Origin of the sequence: Pseudovibrio sp. POLY-S9 (assembly GCF_001431305.1) — a bacterium.
Taxonomy (GTDB): domain Bacteria; phylum Pseudomonadota; class Alphaproteobacteria; order Rhizobiales; family Stappiaceae; genus Pseudovibrio.
This window is the reverse complement of sequence record NZ_LCWX01000145.1, coordinates 288,150-311,289: the sequence shown is the minus strand read 5'-3', so window position 1 is coordinate 311,289 and position 23,140 is coordinate 288,150. Positions and strand designations below refer to the sequence as shown.

The 23,140-nt window shown below is 51.5% G+C and carries 20 protein-coding genes; 7 read left to right on the top strand and 13 right to left on the bottom strand.

All coding sequences use genetic code 11. From position 1 onward, the window contains the following. Positions 1–220: 220 nt before the first annotated feature. Positions 221–1,186: a cysteine synthase A gene (cysK, locus tag PPL9_RS13645; RefSeq protein WP_057463189.1), complete on the top strand. Its 966-nt coding sequence runs from the start codon at positions 221–223 to the stop codon at positions 1,184–1,186. 88 nt (positions 1,187–1,274) lie between these two features. Here the strand turns inward: cysK and PPL9_RS13640 are convergent, their stop codons facing one another. The 10 genes from PPL9_RS13640 to PPL9_RS13595 all read right to left on the bottom strand — a co-directional run bounded on the left by PPL9_RS13640 (position 1,275) and on the right by PPL9_RS13595 (position 13,464). Further along, positions 1,275–2,600 (bottom strand): folylpolyglutamate synthase/dihydrofolate synthase family protein, encoded by a 1,326-nt coding sequence (locus PPL9_RS13640; protein ID WP_057463188.1) that lies wholly within the window; start codon positions 2,598–2,600, stop codon positions 1,275–1,277. A gap of 93 nt (positions 2,601–2,693) precedes the next feature. Continuing rightward, on the bottom strand, positions 2,694–3,614 hold the full coding sequence (accD, locus tag PPL9_RS13635) for an acetyl-CoA carboxylase, carboxyltransferase subunit beta (RefSeq protein ID WP_057463187.1): 921 nt from the start codon (positions 3,612–3,614) through the stop codon (positions 2,694–2,696). 72 nt (positions 3,615–3,686) lie between these two features. Further along, the gene (gene trpA, locus PPL9_RS13630) at positions 3,687–4,517 is read right to left on the bottom strand and encodes a tryptophan synthase subunit alpha (RefSeq protein ID WP_057463186.1); all 831 of its coding nucleotides are present in this window, start codon (positions 4,515–4,517) and stop codon (positions 3,687–3,689) included. Positions 4,518–4,830: 313 nt separating this feature from the next. After that, entirely contained in the window at positions 4,831–5,913 is a 1,083-nt protein-coding gene (gene trpS / locus PPL9_RS13625; protein ID WP_057463185.1) for a tryptophan--tRNA ligase, read from the bottom strand. A 163-nt stretch (positions 5,914–6,076) separates the two neighbouring features. Continuing rightward, positions 6,077–7,630, bottom strand: a complete 1,554-nt coding sequence (murJ, locus tag PPL9_RS13620) for a murein biosynthesis integral membrane protein MurJ (protein ID WP_057463184.1) — start codon at positions 7,628–7,630, stop codon at positions 6,077–6,079. A 6-nt stretch (positions 7,631–7,636) separates the two neighbouring features. After that, a complete protein-coding gene (locus tag PPL9_RS13615) occupies positions 7,637–10,465 on the bottom strand; it encodes a [protein-PII] uridylyltransferase (protein ID WP_057463183.1) in 2,829 nt (942 codons plus the stop codon). Between the two features lie 58 nt (positions 10,466–10,523). Continuing rightward, positions 10,524–10,895: a helix-turn-helix domain-containing protein gene (locus tag PPL9_RS13610; protein ID WP_057463182.1), complete on the bottom strand. Its 372-nt coding sequence runs from the start codon at positions 10,893–10,895 to the stop codon at positions 10,524–10,526. Between the two features lie 18 nt (positions 10,896–10,913). Next, positions 10,914–11,585: a Smr/MutS family protein gene (locus tag PPL9_RS13605; protein ID WP_057463181.1), complete on the bottom strand. Its 672-nt coding sequence runs from the start codon at positions 11,583–11,585 to the stop codon at positions 10,914–10,916. Between the two features lie 26 nt (positions 11,586–11,611). Then, positions 11,612–12,682: an MltA domain-containing protein gene (locus PPL9_RS13600; protein ID WP_208989359.1), complete on the bottom strand. Its 1,071-nt coding sequence runs from the start codon at positions 12,680–12,682 to the stop codon at positions 11,612–11,614. Between the two features lie 35 nt (positions 12,683–12,717). Continuing rightward, positions 12,718–13,464, bottom strand: a complete 747-nt coding sequence (locus tag PPL9_RS13595; RefSeq protein ID WP_057463180.1) for a Tim44/TimA family putative adaptor protein — start codon at positions 13,462–13,464, stop codon at positions 12,718–12,720. 294 nt (positions 13,465–13,758) lie between these two features. Between PPL9_RS13595 and PPL9_RS13590 the strand changes: the two genes are divergently transcribed. Continuing rightward, on the top strand, positions 13,759–14,292 hold the full coding sequence (locus PPL9_RS13590; protein WP_057463179.1) for an FxsA family protein: 534 nt from the start codon (positions 13,759–13,761) through the stop codon (positions 14,290–14,292). 9 nt (positions 14,293–14,301) lie between these two features. Here the strand turns inward: PPL9_RS13590 and PPL9_RS13585 are convergent, their stop codons facing one another. Beyond that, a complete protein-coding gene (locus PPL9_RS13585) occupies positions 14,302–14,868 on the bottom strand; it encodes a hypothetical protein (RefSeq protein ID WP_152986686.1) in 567 nt (188 codons plus the stop codon). Positions 14,869–14,929: 61 nt separating this feature from the next. Further along, positions 14,930–16,123, bottom strand: a complete 1,194-nt coding sequence (locus PPL9_RS13580) for a serine hydrolase (RefSeq protein WP_208989358.1) — start codon at positions 16,121–16,123, stop codon at positions 14,930–14,932. Positions 16,124–16,360: 237 nt separating this feature from the next. Between PPL9_RS13580 and PPL9_RS13575 the strand changes: the two genes are divergently transcribed. The 3 genes from PPL9_RS13575 (at position 16,361) to PPL9_RS13565 (ending at position 18,837) form a co-directional block, all read left to right on the top strand. Beyond that, the gene (locus tag PPL9_RS13575) at positions 16,361–17,407 is read left to right on the top strand and encodes an acyltransferase family protein (RefSeq protein WP_057463177.1); all 1,047 of its coding nucleotides are present in this window, start codon (positions 16,361–16,363) and stop codon (positions 17,405–17,407) included. A 174-nt stretch (positions 17,408–17,581) separates the two neighbouring features. Then, the gene (locus PPL9_RS13570; RefSeq protein WP_057463176.1) at positions 17,582–18,358 is read left to right on the top strand and encodes a DUF2092 domain-containing protein; all 777 of its coding nucleotides are present in this window, start codon (positions 17,582–17,584) and stop codon (positions 18,356–18,358) included. Further along, the gene (locus PPL9_RS13565; protein WP_057463175.1) at positions 18,355–18,837 is read left to right on the top strand and encodes a hypothetical protein; all 483 of its coding nucleotides are present in this window, start codon (positions 18,355–18,357) and stop codon (positions 18,835–18,837) included. The genes PPL9_RS13570 and PPL9_RS13565 overlap by 4 nt, the downstream gene beginning before the upstream one ends. 75 nt (positions 18,838–18,912) lie before the next feature. On the opposite strand, the gene PPL9_RS13560 is transcribed toward PPL9_RS13565, so the two are convergent. Continuing rightward, complete coding sequence (locus tag PPL9_RS13560; protein ID WP_208989357.1) at positions 18,913–19,683, bottom strand: SDR family NAD(P)-dependent oxidoreductase; 771 nt, start codon at positions 19,681–19,683, stop codon at positions 18,913–18,915. 77 nt (positions 19,684–19,760) lie between these two features. On the opposite strand from PPL9_RS13560, the gene PPL9_RS13555 reads away from it, so the two are divergent. Together PPL9_RS13555 and polA are read left to right on the top strand one after the other, a co-directional pair. Further along, positions 19,761–20,369 (top strand): TetR/AcrR family transcriptional regulator, encoded by a 609-nt coding sequence (locus PPL9_RS13555; RefSeq protein WP_208989356.1) that lies wholly within the window; start codon positions 19,761–19,763, stop codon positions 20,367–20,369. A 130-nt stretch (positions 20,370–20,499) separates the two neighbouring features. Next, the coding region (gene polA, locus PPL9_RS13550) for a DNA polymerase I (RefSeq protein WP_057463173.1) at positions 20,500–23,140 on the top strand (2,641 nt) is incomplete at its 3' end.

Here is a 23,140-nt window from a genome sequence, read left to right as displayed (position 1 = left end):
AGACCATACTAAATCATCGTTCTGCTAGAATGTAATTCTATGTTTCTGCAGTATTTTGCATCACGTTTCTATATCCTATAGTTTTCGGGGTTTTTGAAACCTCGAAAACCCTCGTTACACTTCCTACATTTCATTAAGAAATTTAATGAGGCTGCAGCTCGGGATTCTTCCGCCGAGACAGGGCTCAAACTCACAAGCAAATTGCATAAAGGGGATTTTGATGAGCACTTCCAAGCCGGGTCGTGGAAAAATTTACTCTTCCATCACTGAGACTATCGGAAACACACCAATCGTACGTCTGGACCGTTTGGCAAAGGCTCACGGCGTAAAAGGCAACCTGCTTGCCAAACTCGAGTTCTTCAACCCGCTTTCCAGCGTGAAAGACCGTATCGGTGTCGCAATGGTTGAGGCAATGGAAGCAGCGGGTAAGATCATTCCGGGCAAAACCACTCTGATCGAACCTACCTCCGGCAACACAGGCATCGCCCTGGCCTTCGTCGCAGCTGCAAAAGGCTACCGCCTGATCCTCGTAATGCCAGAGACCATGTCCATCGAACGCCGTAAGATGTTGAAGCTTCTGGGCGCTGAGATTGACCTGACTGAAGGTCCAAAGGGCATGAAGGGTGCTGTTGCACGTGCGGAAGAACTTCTGGCGGAGATTCCAGACGCAGTAATCCCGCAGCAGTTCGAAAACCCTGCCAACCCTGAGATTCACCGCAAAACCACTGCTGAAGAAATCTGGAACGACACCGACGGAAACGTTGACGTATTCGTATCCGGCATCGGCACCGGCGGCACCATCACGGGCACTTCTCAGGTGCTGAAAGAGCGCAATCCAGCCCTTCACGTGGTCGCTGTTGAGCCAGCTGACAGCCCGCTTCTGTCCGGCGGTCAGCCGGGTCCGCACAAAATTCAGGGCATCGGCGCTGGTTTCGTACCGGGCGTTCTGGATACCGCTGTTTATGATGAAGTGGTCACCGTTTCCAATGAGGATTCGTTTGCGCTGTCTCGTGAAGTGGCGAAAACAGAAGGCGTTCCGGTCGGTATCTCTTCCGGTGCGGCGCTGAAAGCTGCGATCGAAGTTGGCAAGCGTGATGAAATGGCAGGCAAAAACATTGTCATCATCATCCCAAGCTTCGCAGAGCGTTACCTCTCAACAGCTCTTTTCGAAGGTCTGGATGCCTGATCTCGGCGAGATCTGAAACGAATTAAGGGAGGCAATTGCCTCCCTTTTTTGTGTCTACCGATCATTTCGAGTCTGAATCGAACCTTGTTTACTCAGGCGGTGTGCCATTTCTGTCAAGAATTTCGCCAGCTAAGTAAAGTGAGCCGCCAAACAGAATTCGTGGTGCTTCGTCTTCATCCTGCGCGCGCCGTCTGATCTCCGCAATCGCTCTGTCCATGGTGCCATGAGCTGATGTTGAAAGACCTGCGGCCTGCGCAATCTCGGCAAGTTCAATCGGAGAACGTCCTGCGCTTGTGGTGGTCAACGGCACGCAGATGACATGCTTCGCCAGCCCTTCAAACTGCTCAAAGAACCCTTCCGGATCTTTGGTGCTCATCATGCCCATGACCAGATAGGTCGGACGGGATGCCTTATCCGTCAAATCTGCGAGGAAAGAGGAAATCACCTTTGCTGCGCCGGGGTTATGTCCGCCATCCACCCAGATCTCACTGCTTTCTGGCAGCTCGTCAAACAGCTTGCCTTCATAAAGAGGCTGCATCCGTGCAGGCCAGTTGATGGAGCGCAGTGCTTTATCGCAAGCAGCACGAGCCTCTTCACTCTCTAGCAAGCCGGCCGCCCGCAATGCAGCCAGCGCAAGGCCGGAGTTGGACAACTGATGGAACCCGGCAAGCTTTGGCGGTGAAAGGTCCAGCAAGCCAAACTCATCCTGATAAACAAGCCGACCGCCCTCTTCCCAGGCAGAAAACTCCTGTCCCTGGAACCAGATAGGCGCGCGTTCCCGCCCGGCTTTGTTCTCAATCACATCCCACACAGCATCCGCTTGCGGACCCACAACAACAGGACAACCCGGCTTGATGATCCCAGCCTTCTCCAGCGCAATGCCTTCAAGGCTATCACCCAGGAAATTCTCGTGGTCTTTTGAGATCGGCGTAATCACACTCACCAGCGGCTTCTCAACAACGTTGGTGGCATCCAGAACACCACCAAGCCCGACTTCCAGAACAAGATAATCAGCAGGATTGTCGGCAAACAGGTAGAACGCAACAGCAGTTGTTGCCTCAAAAAATGTCAGCTCTTGACCGCCATTGGCTCTCTCAACCTGCTCAATCGCTTCAAGCAGTGCATCATCTTCAACAAAGCGTCCTGTACCACCCAGCCGAATGCGCTCGTTGAAACGAACCAGATGCGGTGAGGAATACACATGAACGGTTTTCCCCTGTGCCTCCAGAAGGGCTCTGACTGAGGCTCCAGTAGAGCCTTTGCCATTGGTTCCTGCGATATGGAAGACAGGTGGAATGCGTGTCTCAGGGCTTCCCAGCGCCTTCATTACCCGATGCATACGGTCCAGAGACAGATCAATCTCATCGGGATGAAGCTTCATCAAACGATCAAGGGCGGCTTTGATCTTGTTCATTGGTGGTCCACCTTCAAATCTGAATAAAGAAAAAGCCCGGCACGGTATGCCGGACTTTTAAAAGCAAATCGCAACTCCGCGAGCCGTAAAGACTTAGGAGGTTGCTACAACCTCAGTGCTAGCCTCTGGTTCTGCTGGCTTTTCTTCAAGCACTGGCAGCTGAGCTTCACGCTTCATCAGCAGGTTACACAGGTTGGAAATGGTTTCTTTCAGCTCGTGACGATGCACAACCATGTCGACCATACCGTGATCACGCAGATACTCAGAACGCTGGAAGCCTTCAGGAAGCTTCTCGCGAATAGTCTGCTCAATCACGCGCTGACCAGCAAAACCGATCAAAGCGTTCGGTTCAGCAATGTGAACATCGCCCAGCATCGCATAGGAGGCCGTTACACCACCGGTCGTCGGGTTGGTCAGCACCACAATGTAAGGCAGGCCTGCTTCACGCAGCATCTGCACGGTTACAGTAGTCCGTGGCAGCTGCATCAGCGAGAGGATGCCTTCCTGCATGCGTGCACCGCCGGAAGCAGCAAACATGACGAAAGGTGTTTTGTGCTCAACGGCATGTTCCATACCGCGAATGATCGCTTCGCCAGCTGCCATGCCAAGAGAACCGCCCATGAAGGCGAAATCCTGAACCGCAGTGGTCATGTCGTAACCGTTCACCTTACCGCTGGCAACAACGACAGAGTCGGTCATCTCGGTTTTGGCTTTGGCATCTTTCAGGCGATCAACATACTTGCGCTGGTCGCGGAATTTCAGTGGGTCGACAGCAACTTCTGGAGTCTCGATGCTGGTGTATTCACCCTGGTCAAAGAAATACTCCAAACGCTTCTTGCTGGAGAGGCGCATATGAAAGTTGGAGTTTGGTACAACCCACTGGTTTGCCTCCAAATCGCGATGGAAGACCATCTCGCCAGTTTCAGGGCACTTGATCCAAAGGTTTTCCGGAATTTCGCGCTTTTCGAGAAAGCTGCGGATTTTCGGCCGTACGACGTTGTTAATCCAGTTCACGGGCTGCCGCCTGTCTTTAATTTCGTTTTCAATTTTTAATGGCCATTAAACGGGCCATACGTAAAGCAATACTTATTTCCGAGCTTTTTCTACACCCACACGTAGTGAGCGCACAACTTCGGTAACAGCAGCTTGTGTCTGATTTGTGGCTTTACCATTGTCGTCAAGGCTTGTTCTAATCGCCTCAACAAGAATAGAGCCAACCACCACACCGTCGGCATGCTTGCCAATTTCTTCTGCTTGTTCAGCGGTTTTAATGCCAAAGCCAACAGCAACAGGAAGGTCAGTGTGGGATTTAATTCGTGTAACTGCCTTAGCAACAGCAGTGGTGTCTGCAGCGGCAGATCCGGTTACACCAGTTACGGATACGTAGTAAACAAAACCTGATGTATTCGCCAGAACAGTTGGAAGGCGTTTGTCATCAGTTGTTGGTGTGGTCAGGCGGATAAAGTTTACACCACCCTCAATCGCCGGAATGCAGAGTTCATCATCTGCTTCGGCAGGCACATCAACAACAATCAGACCATCAACGCCAGCCTCACGTGCTTCTTTCACAAAAGCAGCGCTGCCACGAACAAAGATTGGGTTGTAGTAACCCATCAGAACGATTGGGGTGTCATTGTCTTTTTTACGGAACTCACGCACCATCTGAAGCGTTTTGTCCATCGTGTGACCATGCGCTAGAGAGCGCTGAGTCGCCAGCTGGATTGGAACACCTTCAGCCATCGGGTCAGAAAACGGCATGCCAAGCTCAATAACATCACTACCCGCTTCTGGAAGTGCATCCAGAATAGCTTGTGAAGTGGCGAGGTCTGGGTCTCCGGCCGTAATAAAAGTTACGAGCGCAGGACGTCCTTCAGCCTTTAGCTTAGCAAAGCGTCGATCAATACGAGTTTCAATCATTCATCCGACCATCTGATGTATTGGGGCAAGCCCCACCAATCAATCAGCAAGGATGTAGGGGTGCAACTAGCCCTCTGTCAATAAACACAGCGCAAATTGAATGCGTTTCTGGCGATTTTTATGAGAAATAGACAAGGGCTCCAGAGAATATCCAGCGATATAGACTCGCACAGCCCTCAATTAACCATTACGTCAATCAAGCTATTGCCTTTTCTGATCTTGTCAACGGCCTGAAAGAAGCTGTAGCGGAAGCTGAGAAATAGAAAAAACCGCAGATGAACCGCGGCTTTTTAATATTGAAACTAAAAGCAAATTAGCCGCGACGGCTTTCTAAAAAGCCAATAATGCGGCGTACATCATGCAGCACTGGTTCTGCAATCTCAGCAGCACGTTCAGCGCCATCACGCAGAACAGCATCAACGCTTGCAGGATCATCCATGATCCGGCGCATTTCACCGTTCATTGGTGCCAGTTTCTCAACAGCCAGCTCGGAAAGAGCCGGTTTGAATGCAGAGAATTGCTGTCCGCCAAACTCGCCCAGAACCTCCGCTTTGGTCCGTCCGGAAAGGGCAGCATAAATGCCAACAAGGTTGTCAGCTTCCGCACGACCTTCCAGTCCATCCACTTCACCTGGAAGCGCTTCAGGATCGGTCTTTGCCTTTCTGATTTTCTTCGCAATCGTGTCCTGATCATCAGTCAGGTTAATGCGGGAAAGATCGGAAGGATCAGACTTGGACATCTTCTTGTTGCCGTCACGCAGGCTCATGATACGGGTCGCAGGACCAGTGATCATTGGCTCGGTGACCGGGAAGTAAAGCTCATCCGGTGCTTCATGAGATGGCTCAGGGTTTGGAACACCAAGACACAGCTCTTTGATGCGATCAGCAAAATCATTGTTGAACTTCTGCGCAATATCGCGTGTCAGCTCAAGGTGCTGCTTCTGGTCATCGCCAACCGGAACATGGGTAGCGCGGTAAGCCAGAATGTCTGCTGCCATCAGGTTCGGATACGCAAACAGACCAACAGAAGCGTTTTCTGCGTTCTTTCCTGCTTTGTCCTTGAACTGAGTCATGCGCTTCAGCCAGCCCATGCGGGCGATACAGTTGAAAATCCATGCCAGTTCAGCATGTTCTTTCACCTGGCTCTGGTTGAAGATGATCGACTTCTTCGGATCAACACCGGCTGCGAGGTAAGCTGCTGTTACTTCACGGGTCTGCTGCGTCAGCTCGGCAGGGTCCTGCCAGACTGTGATCGCATGCATGTCAACGATGGAGAAGATGGTCGGCATCTGGTCCTGAAGCGGAACAAAGCGGACAATAGCACCGAGGTAGTTACCAAGGTGGAGGTTTCCGGTTGGTTGAACACCGGAGAAAACGCGAGGCTGAAACGCCGTCATTGTAAAGTATCCCTAGGCTTGGGCCTGTTGGAAGGGCCAGTGGGTTGCGCGAGCATAGTTTGAATGGGTGATAAACAAACTAGAACAGCCCGCGCAGATTAAGCCCGGTGGTTATGACTGCGCTTTTTCGTATGTGCAAGTGATTTGCAGAGTGAGAAAGCCTTTATCGCCGCAATTTCTGCAGTTGTGCGCGAAAATCCACGGTCCCGGTAAGCTGAACCAAAATCCCAAAGGAAATCAGGCCAATGGTGACAAGAAGGACCAGCTCGCTGGCTCGCACAACAAACAGATTGGAGGTTGAAAGCGGCTCTAGAACAAGCGTCCCGCCATAGACGACAACACCCATCAAAGCACTGGCAAAGCCCAATAGCGGAATTCTTTTCAGTAATGCTGCGTCGACAACAAAATGACCACGCCGCCACAGCACAAAGGCCAGCAGCGCCGAGTTGACCCAACCCGCAGCAGTTGTCCCAATCGCGATGCCCACGTGCTTGAAGGTAGGGAACAACAAGATTGAGAGCGCCACGTTCACCACCATAGCAACAGCGGCAAAGTACATTGGGGTCTTGGTATCTTCCCGCGCAAAGAAGCCTGGGGACAGCACCTTATTCAACACAAACGCAGGCAAACCAACGGCAAATGCCATCAAAGCCAAAGCAGTCTGCTCAACAGCAGCATCCGTAAACTGACCGCGCTGGAACAGCACGGCAATCACGGTATCCGGAATGATAACGAGCGCGACTGCTGCAGGAAGAGTAAGTGCAAGAGCGAACTCCATGGAACGGTTCTGTGTATGATGAACCAGCTCTTCCTGACCAGAGCGCAACTGCCGTGTCAGGCTTGGCAAAAGCACAACACCAATCGCAATTCCCACCACACCCAGTGGCAGCTGGTATATCCTGTCAGCATAGTAAAGGTATGAATTCGCACTACTTTCCAGAGATGCGATGATAGTGCCAACCGTGATGTTGATCTGCGTAATCCCCCCGGCAATCACACCGGGAACACCCAAAACCAGCAAGCGCTTTACGCCCGGCGTCCATCGTGGGCGCATGATAGGGACGCGAAACCCGAGCCGCTTCATGCCAATGGCAACGACAGCGAGCTGAACAACACCTGCTACAGCAACACCAGTAACCAATAGCACTCCGGTCGTCTGATCAGGCTCCATCCCATAAAAACCAATGGCTGCGAGCACGGCCATCATCACTACATTGAGCATGACGGGAGCCATCGCCGCGGCTAGAAATCTTTGAAATGTATTGAGAATTCCACTCAAGAACGCGAGTAGAGACATAAACAGCAAATACGGAAATGCTATGCGTGACATGAGGACTGTGAGGTCGAATTTCGCTGGGTCAGAGAAATAACCCGGCGCCAGCACATGCACGAGCAAAGGCATGAAAACCTCGGCCAAAGCGAGGATAACCACCAGCGTCCAGAACAAAGCTGCCGCAATCTCACCAGCAAATTTCCGCGCGCCCTGCTCTCCGTCTTCCTCAACAGAGCGGGCAAACAGTGGTACGAAAGCTGAGTTAAATGCACCTTCTGCGAACAATCTGCGGAACAGGTTTGGTAAGCGGAAAGCCACAACAAAAGCATCTGCAACAGGACCAGTGCCTACAAAGGCAGCCAGCATCACATCTCGCCCAAACCCGCAGAGACGGCTTAGCATTGTTGCACCACCAACCGTGGCGAAGCTCTTGAAAAGGCTCATATAAAATTACTTACCTGTATGTTTTTGAGGTTTACGGCGTGAGCTCGTAGGCGCTTTTTGTGGCTTTTTACCGTCAAAGGCATTTTTGAGTCTATCGCGAATAGATTCCTGACGCCCCACATTGTGAACTTTCTGGCCAGTCAGATCGGTCACGTAAAATACATCGACCGCTTTCTCCCCAAAAGTCCCAACATGAGCACTTGCAATATTCAGGTTGAGAGCCGAGATCTCGGTGGTCAAATCAGAAAGCAAACCCGGTCGGTCAAGTCCGGTCACTTCAAGCACCGTATAGTTTTCTGACCATGAATTGCTAACTAAAACAGTTGTTTGCAGCGTAAACGCCTTGTTACGAGCATTCGGCTTTGTCGCTGCACCCTTCACTTCAGGAACAGGTGCCGTGCCGCGCAGTGCTTCTTTAATCAAACAGCAAATCCGCTCCCCGCGACGATATTCATCATCGTCCTCCGGCAGCTCACGGCTGATGTAAATCGTATCCAGCGCGAGACCGTCTTTTGTGGTGTCGATGTGTGCGTCCACAATGTTCCCACCTGCGGCAAAGCAAGCCCGCGCAATCGTAGAAAGCAACCGCGGATGATCCGGTGCCAGAACGGTGATTTCTGTAACGCCCTCAAAAGCATGAGGCTCCACAGAGGTCGCCAGATGCTCTTCTTCCTTGTCCGTTTTGCGGATCAGGTTCGCATGGTTGATCTTGCTCTTCAGATCAACGCGCAGCCAATAGGCCGGATAGTGGCGATTGAGGTAATTATCCAGCTCCTCATCAGTCCAGCCTACCAGCTCTTCGGCAAGCTCTTGCTTCGCATGGTCAACACGCTGCTGCTGGCTCATACGGCCATGACCTCCACTGAGGATCGTCTCGCTCTCATAATAGAGCGTGCGCAGCAATTGCCCTTTCCAGCCATTAAATACATTGGGACCCACTGCCCGAATGTCCGCAACCGTCAAAATCAACAGGAGCTGCAAACGCTCCAGACTCTGCACTTTACGGCAGAAATCCTTGATGGTTTTCGGATCACTCAAGTCGCGAGACTGTGCAACCGTACTCATTTCCAGATGCTGCTCGATGAGCCAGGCGACCGTATCAGTCTCTGCTGGAGAAAGGCCAAGACGTGGGCAAATCTTCCGCGCAATCTTGGCTCCTGCAATAGAATGATCCTCTGGCCGTCCCTTCGCCACATCATGCAAAAGCATTGCAACATAAAGGACTTTCCGGCTGTGAACCGATTTGATCAGATCCGTTGCTAATGGATGGCTATCACCACCCATCCCGCGCTCAATTTCAGAAAGAACGCCAACAGATCGGATGAGATGTTCGTCGACAGTGTAGTGATGATACATGTTGAACTGCATCATGGCGACGACCTTCCGGAATTCCGGCAGGAACTGGCCAAGGATAGACGACTCGTTCATCGCACGCAAAACGGTTTCCGGATCACTGCGGCTTGTCAGGACCTTCAGGAACAGCCGATTCGCTTGTTCATTCTTGCGGAATTCCGCATTGATCAGCCGCCTGGATCGACGAACCAGTTTCAGCAATTCCGGATGCATATCCAAATTGGTTTTGTCGATCAGATAAAACACACGGATCACATTGACCGGATCTTTCTCAAAGACATCCGGTTTCGCCGCAATAATGCGCCCGTTCTCGACAAGGAAGTCCTTGGTTCCTTTGATAGATCGCCGCTTATGCTTGCTTCCCGGAACAAAACTGCCAAGGAACCGCGAAATGCTTGGGGCGGACTTCACATGCTGCTCTTCAAGCGCAGCCGCAAAAATGCGTGTCAGATCACCAACATCCTTCGCAACAAGGAAGTAGTGCTTCATAAACCGCTCAACAGCCCGCATGCCGGGATGGTCCATATATCCGAGACGGTCAGCAATTTCCCGTTGAACATCAAAGCTTAAGCGTTCTTCAGGACGGTTCGTCAAAAAATGCAGATGACAGCGGACTGCCCAGAGAAAATCCTGACTCTTTCGGAACCGATTCAATACACGTCGCGAGAAGACACCCTTTTCAACCAGCCCTAAGCCACTGGGAACGCGATAAAAATACTTGGCGATCCAGAACAGTGTGTTCAGATCACGCATGCCGCCTTTGCCTTCTTTGACATTGGGTTCAACAAGGTAGCGGGACGCGCCGTGGCGTTCATGACGATCATCTCGTTCTGCGAGCTTAGCAGCAATGAAATCCGGTCCAGTGCCGGAAACGATTTCCTTGTCGAAGCGCTTAGCAAGCTCTTGGAAAAGATCAAGATCACCCCAAACATAACGCGCTTCCAAAACAGCTGTGCGAACGGTCATATCTTCGCGGCACTGCTTGATCGTCTCATCAAGATTGCGCGTGGAATGACCGACCTTCAGACCCATGTCCCAAAGCATGTAGAGGATGAACTCAACAACCTGATCACCCCAGGGCGTCTGCTTGTACGGCCAGAGAAACAGCAAATCCACGTCAGAGTGCGGCGCCATCGTTCCGCGCCCATAACCACCAACAGCTATGATGCTGATGCGCTCGGATTTTGTTGGATTTTCAACGGGATAAACATAGGTAACCGCGAACTCATAGATCACCTGAATGAGCATATCCTGCACGCAAGACAAACGCTCGGAACATCGCCGGCCCTGCCCGTCTTCCATCAGGAGCTTTTCAATCTCTTTAAAGGCTGCTTTGTGCGTGGCTTTCAGCTTTGTCAAAACATCGCTGCGCAGCTTAAAGCTGTTGCCGTCGCCATCATGCTTCTCAACCATCTCTTTGAGTTCGTTGAGAAGGGATTGGGGATCAACCAGTTGATCTACTTTGAGTTCTTCAGGCGTCATATCAGCAGTCCACTTCAAAAGTCAGCAGACTGACTTTACAGAGCTTTGTCGGCTTAGACTAGATATTGTCGCGAGAGCTAACCACTCTTAGTTGATGAATGAGGTGCTCCAGGGATTCCTCTGAGAGTCCATTGATCTTCGAGGCAAGCATGTTCGTCAGCTCAGTCGCCCGGGGTGTCAGGCCACCAGTATCGATGGTGATTTTCGGGTTGGAAAGTTCCGCAAGTCTTTGAAGTTCTTCAGCTTCATCCCAAATCACATTGAAATAGGTGATCATGCGCTGAACCATGTACCAGGTCGGAGTACCGCGCTTGCCATGTTCGAGCGCACTCAGGTAGGCAGAGGAAACCGAAAGCGCTTCCGCCATTTCCTTCAGAGTAATCTTCTGCTTAGCCCGCAGCTCTCTAACCTTGGCTCCAAAAGGCGTCATCTTACTGAAATTCCTGCCTTATTTTTTGCGCTTACGAATGCGAACGTAAATCGCACCGCTGCCCCCATGCGAAACATGAGCTTGATCAAAGCCTACCACACAGCTGCGCATATCAGGAAGAGAAAGCCACTGCGGCACCATTCTGCGCAACACACCACGATCATCGCCATAGGGGCTGCTTGAATAGTCGAGCCCCTTGCCGGTGATCACAAGCACGAGGGAGTAGCCCATGGCCTGCGCTTGATAGATGAACGAGGTTAAGCGTTGATGCGCTTGATACTGCGTCAAACCATGAAGATCGATGCGCGCATCAATATAGCCCTTGCCCCCGCGGACAACTTTTTTGCGCTCTTTCTTATTGAGCGGCGAAAGCGGAGGCATCGCAGGAACAACAGGCTTGGGTGGGCTGTAATCTGGTGCGGTCTTCCCTTTGGAACCACGAGACTTTTTGGCCTGAGGCTTCGGTGGAGAGGTCAGCTGCGGCTTAAGCTCAGGCTGAGACGCCTCAGCGCTTTGAGCGTGCATAAGGGACTGATCCGGCTCGGAAAGCTGCGTCGTGTCTTCCAGCATATCAGAAAGGCGCTCTTGATGAATAGGCGTCAGAGTGGCTTTCACCCTGTCCCACAAGCGCTTGTCTGCTTCGCTCAGCTGCTTTGTCTTGGCTCGCTTTGCGCGATCACCATTCGTCATCTATCCGATCCGTCCACGATCATTTATTATTTTGGAACAAGGAGATAGAATTCCGCACGGTGACGGATATTCCCGGCAACGGCACCTGCCTCTGCACCACTTCCTACATAGACATCGCCACGCGCGGGGCCTTTGATGGCTGACCCGGTATCCTGAGCAACCATAAGTTTGGCGAAGCGATCACCTGATGTGTCGTAGGTCCTTAACTCACTAGAGACAAAAATTAAACTGCCATAAGTGTGCAGATCATCATCAATTGCCAGTGATCTCAGGTCCGTCAGGGCTGTTCCTGCCCCTCCAATGGCTGCAATCTCAGTGTCTTGCGCAGATTGTAACTCAAAGAAGATGTAGGATTTATTGTGCCGAAACACGTCTTTTTGCTGGGATGGGTTTTTGGATAACCAGGCACGAAGCGCATCCATGCCCATGTTATCTCTGGAGATTTCGCCCTGCTCAATGAGCACACGGCCAATCGCGGTGTACTCATGACCAGACTTGCCTGCAAAAGCCAGGCGCCGCAACTCGCCATTGGGTAGGCGAACACGGGCAGACCCTTGAACAGCTGTAAAAAATGCATCTATCGGGTCTTTCACCCACAGCACTTCAAGGCCCATTCCATCCAGTGCACCGTCCATCACATCGCCGCGTGTCGGCATCACCTTCAGGCCTTTGGGATAGGCATGAAGGGGAACAACAAACTCGTCAGTGCGAACAAGCGAGCCTTCCAGCTCTGGCATGTAGTAGCCGGTCACAAACCCGTCGTCCTCCACGCGTTGAAGCGTAAAGTTCTGTTCTAAAAAGGTTTTTGCATCACTTGCGTTATTTACGTTGATTTTGCGCGATTTTGCGCAGATAGCGCGTAATTTTGCGTCGCTAATGCCAAACGCCTTTGTCGGCAGCGTTCGGCCCTCGCTCGCCTCGCAGTGAGCCACAAAAGCGGAAAGGGCCGCAGAATGATCATCTGCAGCCCATCCGTCGATTTCGTTGGGATCAAGTGGCCCGGAGAGCTTCGCGCTTCGCATGGTCCTATGGTCTTTTGTAAGGGTGTTTCCAGCTACAGCAGCAGAACTTATCCCCGCCGCGACGCTGAGTGCCATAATGAAACTCATAGCGCCGCGAAAGAAAGGAAACGTCATGCAGATTCAGTTGCAACCAGCTTCCAGTTTGGATCGTTCTCACCAGTTACGCGAGCGAAGGTCCAGATGTCAGTCAGGTCACTCACTGCGGTTGGGTCACCATCCACAATGCGGTTTTCAGAATCCCGTGTCGCGGTGATCAGCTGACCCTTGAAGCGAACAGTCACTTCAGCGAGCTTGTCTTTGTCGTTGAAGACCGCTTCCACAATGTCAGCTTTGTCGATGCCCACAAAGGTGGACTCAACACGCTCATTGCGGCTTTCCCGGTCATCAATCGCAGCAGAGAAACCACTGAACACTTCAGGAGAAAGAAGCTCTTTGAGCGTGCGGCGATCACCCTGCGCAAACGACATCAAAATGATTTCGTAAGCGCCGCGTGCACCTTCCGCAAACTCTTTTGGATTGAAAGACGGCTCAGCTTTCCAGATTTCCCGCAGACCGTGATTCAACTCACTGCCTTTTTTGGCAAGCTTGTCGATTTCGGCCTCAATCTGTTCGCGAGCTTCACGCTCTGCGCGCTCAGGGTCATGTTGAACATGCTCACTGCCTGGAAGAGGAATAACATTGTCCTCATTCTCAGGAGCCTGAGTCTTTTGAGAGTCTTGTTTTTGCTGAGCAGAATACGGGTCAAATGGTTGACGCTCGTTACCGGTGCGATTGCCCAAAACGGAGCGTAACCGCAGGAAAATAACAACTGCCGCAATAAGGAAGATTATGTTGTAGACGTCGAATATTTCGTTCATTCCGAGTACCGACCGGTCCTTTACTCGTGGGCTGCCAGGCGCCGATGATCAAATGCATTAGATATCTAGATAATGTGCTCTAGCGCATTTTTACAGGCTCTGTCACTAATTTAAGGTTTCTATCAGCAACATCCAGCTATTTCGTGTCCATCCCAACGCCTTTTTAAAGTCTTACCACGCAAGTATAAGCTAAAATCAGTCATTGCAATTCTGTGAAGATCACCCACTATAAGTAAGATCGCTTCAAAAAGAAGTGATCAAAAAGCAAAATAAACCTAAACCTACGCGGACGCTATGCCACTCGGACTTATCATTCTTGCCTGTTTCATTCTGCTACCAACCATTGAGATCTATCTCTTTATTGAGGTTGGAAGTGTTATCGGGGCAATTCCAACAATCCTGTTGACTGTAGCTTCCGCAGCTGCCGGCACCTATATGCTGCGCCAGCAGGGGCTGTCTTTGCTCATGCGCATGCGTTCTGAAATGGACTCAGGACGGGTTCCAAGTCATGAGATGATGCATGGCGCGATGATCGTGTTTGCAGGCCTCATGCTGTTGATTCCAGGCTTCTTTACAGACGCAATTGGCCTTCTGCTCTTCATCCCGCCACTGCGTGAGGTGATTGGCAACTATCTGGCGCGCCACGTGAAGGTGCAGAACCTCAACGTCAATCCGGGTTACCGTCGCCGTGATGGCACTGTGGACCTGAATGAAGATGAGTGGAGCTCCTCCCGTCATACAGAGCAGGATGATGACCCTTCCCATCCTCGTTCCAATGACCCGGACCAGATCAGCCCATGGTCCTCTGACGACGACAAGCGTAGATGATATGGGATCTCACACCTGCTCGGAGGTTTCGGGCAGGTTTTGATTGCCAATTGAATTTTTGTAATCTTCGATCCATCTATCCTCACACCAAGCCCCTTCTCCTTTTCGTTGTAGAGACTTTAATTCTGCTTGATGGGTACGTTTACGAGACCAGGGGACGACTCTTTTCAGTAAAATACTGAGGCGATAATCTATATCTTTTAGTATCTTAATTTCTGATGCTTCTTTGAAATTCCAAGTATCTATCTTGCCTGAAAAGTCCAAGTTTAAGGGAGTATATGCAGGAGAATAAAACGGATAAGCTCGGAAATCTGAAAAATGCAGTTTTCTTGTGAAGTCGAACACCTCTAGGGTTATACTCTTTGAAACTGGCCTCAGAAAAGTATGCCGAAAACATAGAATTGTACGGATACAACCCGGGCGAGCGGATCGTCCACCCAGCCGAATTAAGCTGATGTGACGGTCTTCTTCAATGAACTGTAGAGTTTGAGATTCCTTGCATCGCGTAAATCCAAACTCCAAGAGCTTTTTTGAAAATTTTCGCTCGTATATATGCGTAAAATATTGATTTTCCAAATTAATTTCCATTAATAAATTATTGCTTCTTAATTGAGAGCGTCGCTAAATCCCGCCAAGCTTAACGGAGAGCTGCCTGAACTGACTCAGGACTCTCCAACAGTGTCGCGACCAAAGCAATCAGATAAGTGACGTCCAGCTCTTGCTCTGCATTCCAGGTGGTTGAGAAGCACCAGTCATTTCCGTCAGGGTCTTCCAAGGCATAGGTCATGTTGAGCACACCAATCTCACTGCCGCCCTTATAAGCATAAGACGCCCAGTTATCCGGTTCGGCCACACCCGGATTTACGAAAACTCCCTTGATGTCCTTCACTTTTGTTACAATCTTGCACAGTTCGCGGTTCGAAATGTACCACTCGACACCTTCCGTCAAAGGCACGGAAACCTTGTCAATCGGTGGAAGTTGAGCCGGTAAGGCAGTAAGAATCCGCGCCCGCTCCTCTGGCCCTGCTTGGCGATAAGCTTCTGCAGCTTGCTCATCCGCTTTCAGGTGAAACAGCTGCTGCGTCGTCAGAGCCGGTGAACTCTCTCCCGGCAGCATCACACTTTCCTGCCCCACCAGATCCATCAGCAAGTCCGTGGCCGTGTTGTCGGAGATCTCGATCATGTTGCGCGCCACATCCAGCAAAACAAACTTCTTGCCAACCGGCTCATTTTGCATTGTGCCACCCGGATACGAGATATGCCGTTGTTCCAGCGCGATTTTGTCTTGCCAGCTCAGGTCTCCGTCCCTGACCTGCTGCGCCACCTGGTCCAGCACATAAAGCTTGAAGGCAGATCCGACAGCCAGCTGAGCGTTACTGTTATTTTCAGCATGCACCTTCCCGTTCTGCATCAGCAAAAAGCTCTGCGTCGCGGTCTGCTGCTTCATGTGTTCCAGCAGGTCTTCGTGTTTCACATCCTTCACAAGTGCAAAGCGAAACAGCAGTCCCGTCAGCTGACCAGTCTTATTCTGCTTCAAAAACGTTGGAATCCTGTAGGATTTCGTCTCAACAAGAAACTTATGCGGTTCCTTGGTCGCGATAACATGAAGCGCAGGACCATAGATCGAACGTTGTTCTGAAAGAATGGAGACGAGAAGTTCTTTCGGGATCTTCTTGTAGACTTCGGGCGCAAAGTCATCGGCATCAAAGTCCGGCCTATTCCAGATTTTCTTGAGCAACTCTGGCGGGCTTGTGGCCTCCTGAGCGCTTAAGGGCTGCGGAGCGATGACTAAAACTGCAACAGCGCATAACGCCTTAAAATACCTAAGCAATTGCATCTCCAGAATATCCGGTGGAACTATATGTATCCTAGGCGCATAAAAACTAACATTACCTTAGGTCATAAAGATACAAGCCATAACATCAGGCCGCGTTGCAAAGTCTCAGGTAGCCCTTTGGCAATCAGGCGCGGTAACCAACAATTAAAGTTGAAGAGATGCCGCTAGTATTCGCATCCCTTAAAACTTATGATTGCACGAATTAATTAGTAAATTTATGGGCGGTATTACATGGCGGCGCACCAAACCTCCAGTCGTGTGGATTGGGTTGACTACGCGAAAGGCTTTTGCATCTTTCTCGTGGTGATGATGCATTCAACCCTTGGGGTTGGAAGCGCCATTGGTGAAATGGGGTTCATGGGCGACATTGTTGCCTTTGCAAAGCCCTTCCGTATGCCGGACTTTTTCATGATCTCCGGCTTGTTCCTCGCCTTAACGCTGGATCGGGACTGGCGCCTGTATCTGGATCGTAAAGTCGTCCATTTCTTCTACTTCTACATTCTCTGGCTTACGATCCAGTTTGGAATGAAAGCACCGTCCTTCGCAGCAGAGTTCGGCTGGGATGGCGTGTTGATGCACTACGCGCTCGCCTTCGTACAACCATTCGGAACCCTCTGGTTCATCTACGCCCTGCCCGTTTTCTTCGTCATCACCAAACTGCTGCACTCGCTAAAAGTGCCGTGGCAAGTGACCTTGCTGGTCGCTGCTGGCCTGCAAATCAGCGCGTTGCACACCGGCTTTGTGCTGATTGACGAGACAGCCGCTCGCTTTGTGTTCTTCTTCGCAGGCTACATTTTTGCGCAAAAGATCTTCGTCATTGCTGACTGGGTGCGTGAGAATGTGCTGAAAGGCTTGGCCTTTGTGTTTGTCTGGGCCGTCGTCAACGGCCTCTTCGTTGGCTACGGCTATGCCGACCTGCCATTCGCCTCGCTTGCTCTGGGCGGTTTGGGCGCATTGGTGGTGATCACCGTTTCTGCTCTGCTTTCCAAGGTGAAGGCGTTGGATCTGTTGCGCTATATGGGCAAAAACTCCATCGTGATCTACTTGTCTTTCTTCTTCCCGATGGCAGTATCCCGCACAATCTTGCTCAAGCTGGGCATCATTCAGGACGCCGGCGTGATTTCGCTGATCGTCACCTGTACTGCAACCATCGCGCCGATGATCCTGTTCTGGTTGATCACCAAAATAGGTTACGGCCAGTTCCTGTTTAAGCGGCCAGCTTGGGCCTACGTCGCAGAGATGCCGCGCGCCAAAACTCTGGAACCGTCTCCGACCTGATTTCAGTACTGAAGTGCTGATTGGCCTAAGCCCTCGAAGCTGCTGCTTTCGGGGGCTTTTTGCATGTATGTTCAGCAAGTGCCAATTTTAGTGGTTGGGTTCAGAAGGTCTTTCCGGTCTTTGCTTAGGCTTTGCGGAAGCAAACGGTGTGACAAGATCAAGGAACGTATCTCCATGAAACTCGGGGCTCTCAGGGTTCTGCCGCTTCTCTTCATTCTAGTGGCCATCGTCTGGCTGGAGCTACGCCCCCACCCCGCTGTTGCGCAAAAAGAAGATAAAGCACGTCAAATCCTCAATAAGACCATCGAGAAATTCAGCGAAATCAAAGCCATGAGCTTTACCGTCTATGCGAGCGAGGAGCGCATCTTTAAAGACAGAGTACCGCTAAACTTTGTGTTCGAATACACGGTCAACATTCTTGGACATGGTGATCTGAAAATTGATCTCCCACGCCCCAACGGGATGAGTGAAATCTATCTGGATGACGGCATCATCACTTACTTCGACAAAACGCGGAACATCTACACTCAGGGGGATTTCACTGGAACTTCCTCGGAATTTATTGAGGTGCTACGCAGTGATTTTCAGCTCACATTGCCCGGCATTGATTTGGCCAACCCGGAACTGGGCCAAATGCTTGATGACCTGATAACGAAGTCCGTCTACGTCGGGCGTGAGGTTCTGCCAGAAGGGGTTGCCCATCATCTTGCCTTTTTTAACGATCAGGTAGATTGGCAATTGTGGGTCTACGAAGACAGCGGCCTGCCCGGTTATCTTATTATCACTTATAAGGACCTTGTTGGTTTGCCTCAAACACACCTGTCCTATCGAGGGTGGAACCTTGAACCTCAGCTCAATTCAGAAGACTTCCGCTTCAATCCTCCTGAGGGGGCTGAGCGCTTCAGCTTGCCCGCCCTTTCAGCAGTAGAAAACGGAGGGAGCTCAAGATGAGTTACTCCACCACAGCACAGCTTCTCAGCAACTCACTCAGATCACTGGCCATCCTGACCTTCATCACAGGCACCGGCATACTCACAGCCCGGGCGCAGGAAACCCTGCCTCCCCCCAAACAGGCCACATCCGCCGAAGTTGCAGAGTGCGAGGAAGAACACATGAAGCGTGAGGGCATTGCTGATCTGGGCGGCTCTCAATACCGCGATAAGATCCGCGATCTCTGCAACAAATCCGTACATGGCGCTGACAAAGCAAAGGCGGGAAAAGAGCCAGCTACCAACGATTACTACTTCAGCGGTGACAACAACGGCTTTGTCTATGAGCTCAACGAAGAATGCCAGCAAATACGCATTCAGGATGAGCTGATTTTTATCTGTCCGGAAGGCAAATACAAACCAACCATCCGCAACAACCAATCCGGTTTCATGCCTTATTTAGAGCCCGTGGAACCCATTAGGCAGGGTGAGAAGCCGTAGGAAGGTCATTAGTAAACACACGGTGTACTCCGTGCCAGGTGTTCATTTTGGGAGCGCCTAAATTACATTGGACTTTTACGCCCGACAGAATGCTCTTCGTGTAGCCCTTAGCATCATTCGTTGGGGCAAAATTGCTGATAAAATCAAAAGCATACGCTCTGAAAAAGTTGAAACTGTAAGGCGGTGTGGAGGCTTGTCTGACATGCAAGCCCGAACAACTAAACTTGCAAATCGCTCCGGGTCATTTCCGCTTTCTTCGCTTTTCGCCATACTGTTAATTGCACGTGTTGTGGAAGGTTCGTAAGGGTCGTTGTCGGATGGACTTCGCCTTCTCGCTGCACCAAAGTCAGTTTGATGATCTCCCGGTTCCACCAGTATAACGTGGAGTCCAAAAGGGGCGACCTCCATTGATAAGGCTGCTGCATAATTAGCAATCGCAGCTTTTGATGCACTGTAAAGTGCTTGAAAAGGGATTGGGAGCCGTGATGCAATAGAGCCAATAATTACAATCGTTCCTGCTCGCCTTTTTCGCATATCAGGAAGAAAGGCGCGTACCATTCTATCAACGCCGAGTAGGTTGGTATCGATCTGTCGAACGGCTTCGGAAGCAGCTGTCATTTCAATAGGGCCAGCGATGCCAGAACCCGCATTCAATATCAAACAGTCGGGGACAAGGTTAATGCGGTTGCGAAGTGCAATCACAGAATCTTCGTCGCACACATCAAGTTCTTCTAAAGTGCCTCCTTGGCGAGATGTACCAATCGCTTGCCATCCGTTTGTTGTAAAAGCTTTTAACATTGCGGCACCCAGCCCTCTGGAGGCACCGGAAATTAAAACAGAATTCATGAGTAATTCTCCAGATTTCAAATATGTTATCGATGGTAACATTAGTTGAGGCTATCTGGTCAAATGGAAAGTTATCAATGGTAACATCGAGACAAGAAGAACAAACTCCGGGCACATCAGAATATCATCATGGACGATTGCGTGAGGCGCTTCTGGATGCTGTCGAAGCTCAGTTGCCTGAAAAAGGGCCTGAGGGGGTGAGCTTACGGGCTGCTGCCAAAAATGCAGGTGTTTCTTCTGCTGCGGCTTTCAGGCACTTTAAAGACAAGCGGGCTGTGATGACAGCAGTTGCTGTCCGCGCACATCGCGGAATGGCAGAGCATATGGAAACGGCAGCCACTGAAGCGCGCAGTGCGGGGCTCTCGGCATTTTCCGCTAAGGGGCGGGCCTATCTGGACTTTGCTCTTTCTGAGCCTGCCAAATTCAAAACAATGTTCCGTACGGCATTGTTGGATGAGACAGATGTAGATTTAGTCGAAGCAGAGGCACGCATGACGCGCCTATTGCTTAACGATGCTGTTGAAGATGAAAAACACACTGAAATCCCAGCTAAGTCCCTGCTTGCGTGGGGGGCCGTACACGGCCTGGCTATGCTCTCGATTGAAGGTGGATTACCAAGCACATCCACGAAGGATACAAGATCAGCAATTCTGGAGGCATTAGATTTGTTAGAACAACAGGATTAGTCAGAGTAACTTCATTTTTGTTAGGTGGAAGTTGAAAGCTAAGTAGCCAGAGGCCGTTCCAAACTCACCCTCCGCTAAAACATCATTGAAAAAGGGTTAATTCCTCTTTCTTTGTCGGCCCAAGGCGGGCATGATCCCGCTCATGTCGACACAATCCATTGCACCAGCTCTCACAGAGAACGATCACCTCATCCTGATCGATGGCTCTACCTTCATTTTCCGCGCATATCATGCGCTGCCGCCGCTTACTCGCAAGCCCGACGGACTGCCCGTTGGCGCGGTTTCCGGCTTCTGCAACATGCTTTGGAAGATGATGCAGGAAGGCCCCACCAAAGAAACCGGTGATGAGCCAACCCACTTCGCCGTGATTTTCGATAAGTCCGGCAAAACGTTCCGCAACGATTTCTACCCGGAATACAAAGCTCACCGCCCACCGCCGCCAGAAGATCTGCGCCCACAGTTTGGCCTGATCCGTCAGGCAACGCGCGCGTTTGGCGTGCCTGCCATTGAGCAGCAGGGGTATGAGGCGGATGACCTGATCGCCACCTACGCCCGTCAGGCAGCCGCACAAGGCGCCCGCGTCACCATTGTTTCCGGTGATAAAGACCTGATGCAACTTGTCACCGACAAGATCGGCATGGTCGACACCATGAAGAACAAGGTGATCGGCAAGCCAGAGGTCTTCGAAAAATTTGGCGTTGGCCCGGAAAAGGTCGTCGAAGTGCAGTCGCTCGCTGGCGATAGCGTTGATAACGTGCCCGGCGTCCCTGGCATCGGCCTCAAAACCGCCGCTCTGCTCATCAACGAGTTTGGCGATCTGGATAGCCTTCTGGCACAAGCCGACACCATCAAGCAGAAGAAGCGCCGCGAGAACCTCATCGAGTTCGCTGAGCAGGCCCGCATTTCCAAGCGCCTCGTGCAGCTGGAAGAGGCCGTTCCGGTGGAAACTCCGGTCGAAGATTTCACGGTGTGTGATGTGGATGGCGCGCAGGCTGTCGGCTTCCTCAAAGCCATGGGCTTCACCAGCCTCACCAAAAAAGTGGCAGATAAAACCGGCGCTGTGCTGGAAAACATCGAGCCAATTGAGCCTGTGATTGAAGGCTGGGAAAGCACTGCAAAACCGGCAGAACAAGCTGAGGATTCTGCGGGAGAACTTGAGGGTAAAGCATGGACCGCCGCCCCTCTGGCAGAGAAAGTTGCAGCTGAAATATCTGCGCTGCCTATAGATAATTCCGCATACGAAACAGTTTCTACCTCTGAGCGCCTCAAAGAGTGGATAGCGCAGGCCTATGAAGTGGGCTACGTGGCTGTGGACACTGAGACAGATGCCCTCAACGCCATGGAAGCTGGCCTTGTCGGCGTTTCCCTCTCCTGCACTCCGGGCAAAGCCTGTTACATCCCGCTGGCGCATGTGGATGGCGAAGGTGATCTCTTCAGCGGTGGTGCGCTGCTGGAAGGTCAGATCCCGCTCAAAGAAGCTGTTGCCCTGCTCAAGCCAATGCTGGAAGATCCAGCTGTCCTCAAAATCGCGCAGAACATGAAGTACGACTGGCTCGTGCTCAAGCGTTACGGCGTGGAAATGGCACCGTTTGATGACACCATGCTGCTCTCCTACGCGCTCGACGCGGGTATGGGCGGCAATGGCATGGATGAGCTGTCCCAGCGCTGGCTCAACCACACGCCAATTCCGTTCAAGGAAGTGTGCGGCTCCGGTAAATCGCAGATCTCCTTCGACAAGGTGCCGCTGGACAAAGCCACCTCCTATGCGGCGGAAGATGCAGACGTCACCCTGCGCCTCTGGAAAATCCTCAAACCACGCCTCGCTGCTGAGGAAATGACCGTGGTTTATGAGCGTCTGGAACGCCCGATGGTGGCAACGCTGGCCAAAATGGAGCGCCGCGGCATCTCCATCGACCGTCAGATGCTCTCCCTGCTCTCCGGTGAGTTTGCCCAGGGCGCAGCCGCGCTGGAAGCGGAAATCCACGATAAGGCTGGCGAAATCTTCAACGTCGGCTCGCCAAAGCAGCTGGGTGAAATCCTGTTTGGCAAAATGGGTCTGCCCGGTGGCAAAAAAACCAAAACCGGCGCCTGGTCCACTTCAGCTTCCGTGTTGGATGATCTCGCTGCGCAAGGCCATGAGCTGCCAAGCAAAATTGTAGAGTGGCGCCAGCTCAGCAAGCTGAAATCCACCTACACGGACGCCCTGCCAAGCTTCATTAATCAGGAGACGGGCCGCGTCCACACCTCGTTCTCGCTGGCGTCCACCTCCACGGGCCGTTTGTCCTCCTCCGAGCCAAACATCCAGAACATCCCGATCAGAACCTCTGAAGGCCGCAAAATCCGTCAGGCGTTTATCTCTGGGAAGGGCAAAAAGCTCATTTCTGCCGATTACAGCCAGATTGAACTGCGTGTGCTCGCCCATATGGCCGATATTCCGCAGCTCAAACAGGCGTTTGCGGACGGGCTCGACATTCACGCCATGACAGCAAGCGAGATGTTTGGTGTGCCGATTGAGGGCATGGACCCAAGCGTTCGCCGCCGTGCAAAAGCGATCAATTTCGGCATCATCTACGGCATTTCCGCGTTCGGCCTTGCAAACCAACTGGGCATTGGTCGTGGTGAAGCAGGCGATTACATCAAAACCTATTTTGAGCGCTTCCCGGGCATCAAAGAGTACATGGAAGAAACCAAAAAGTTTGTCCATGCAAACGGTTACGTCGAAACCATCTTTGGCCGCCGCGCCCATTACCCGGATGTAAACACCAAAAACC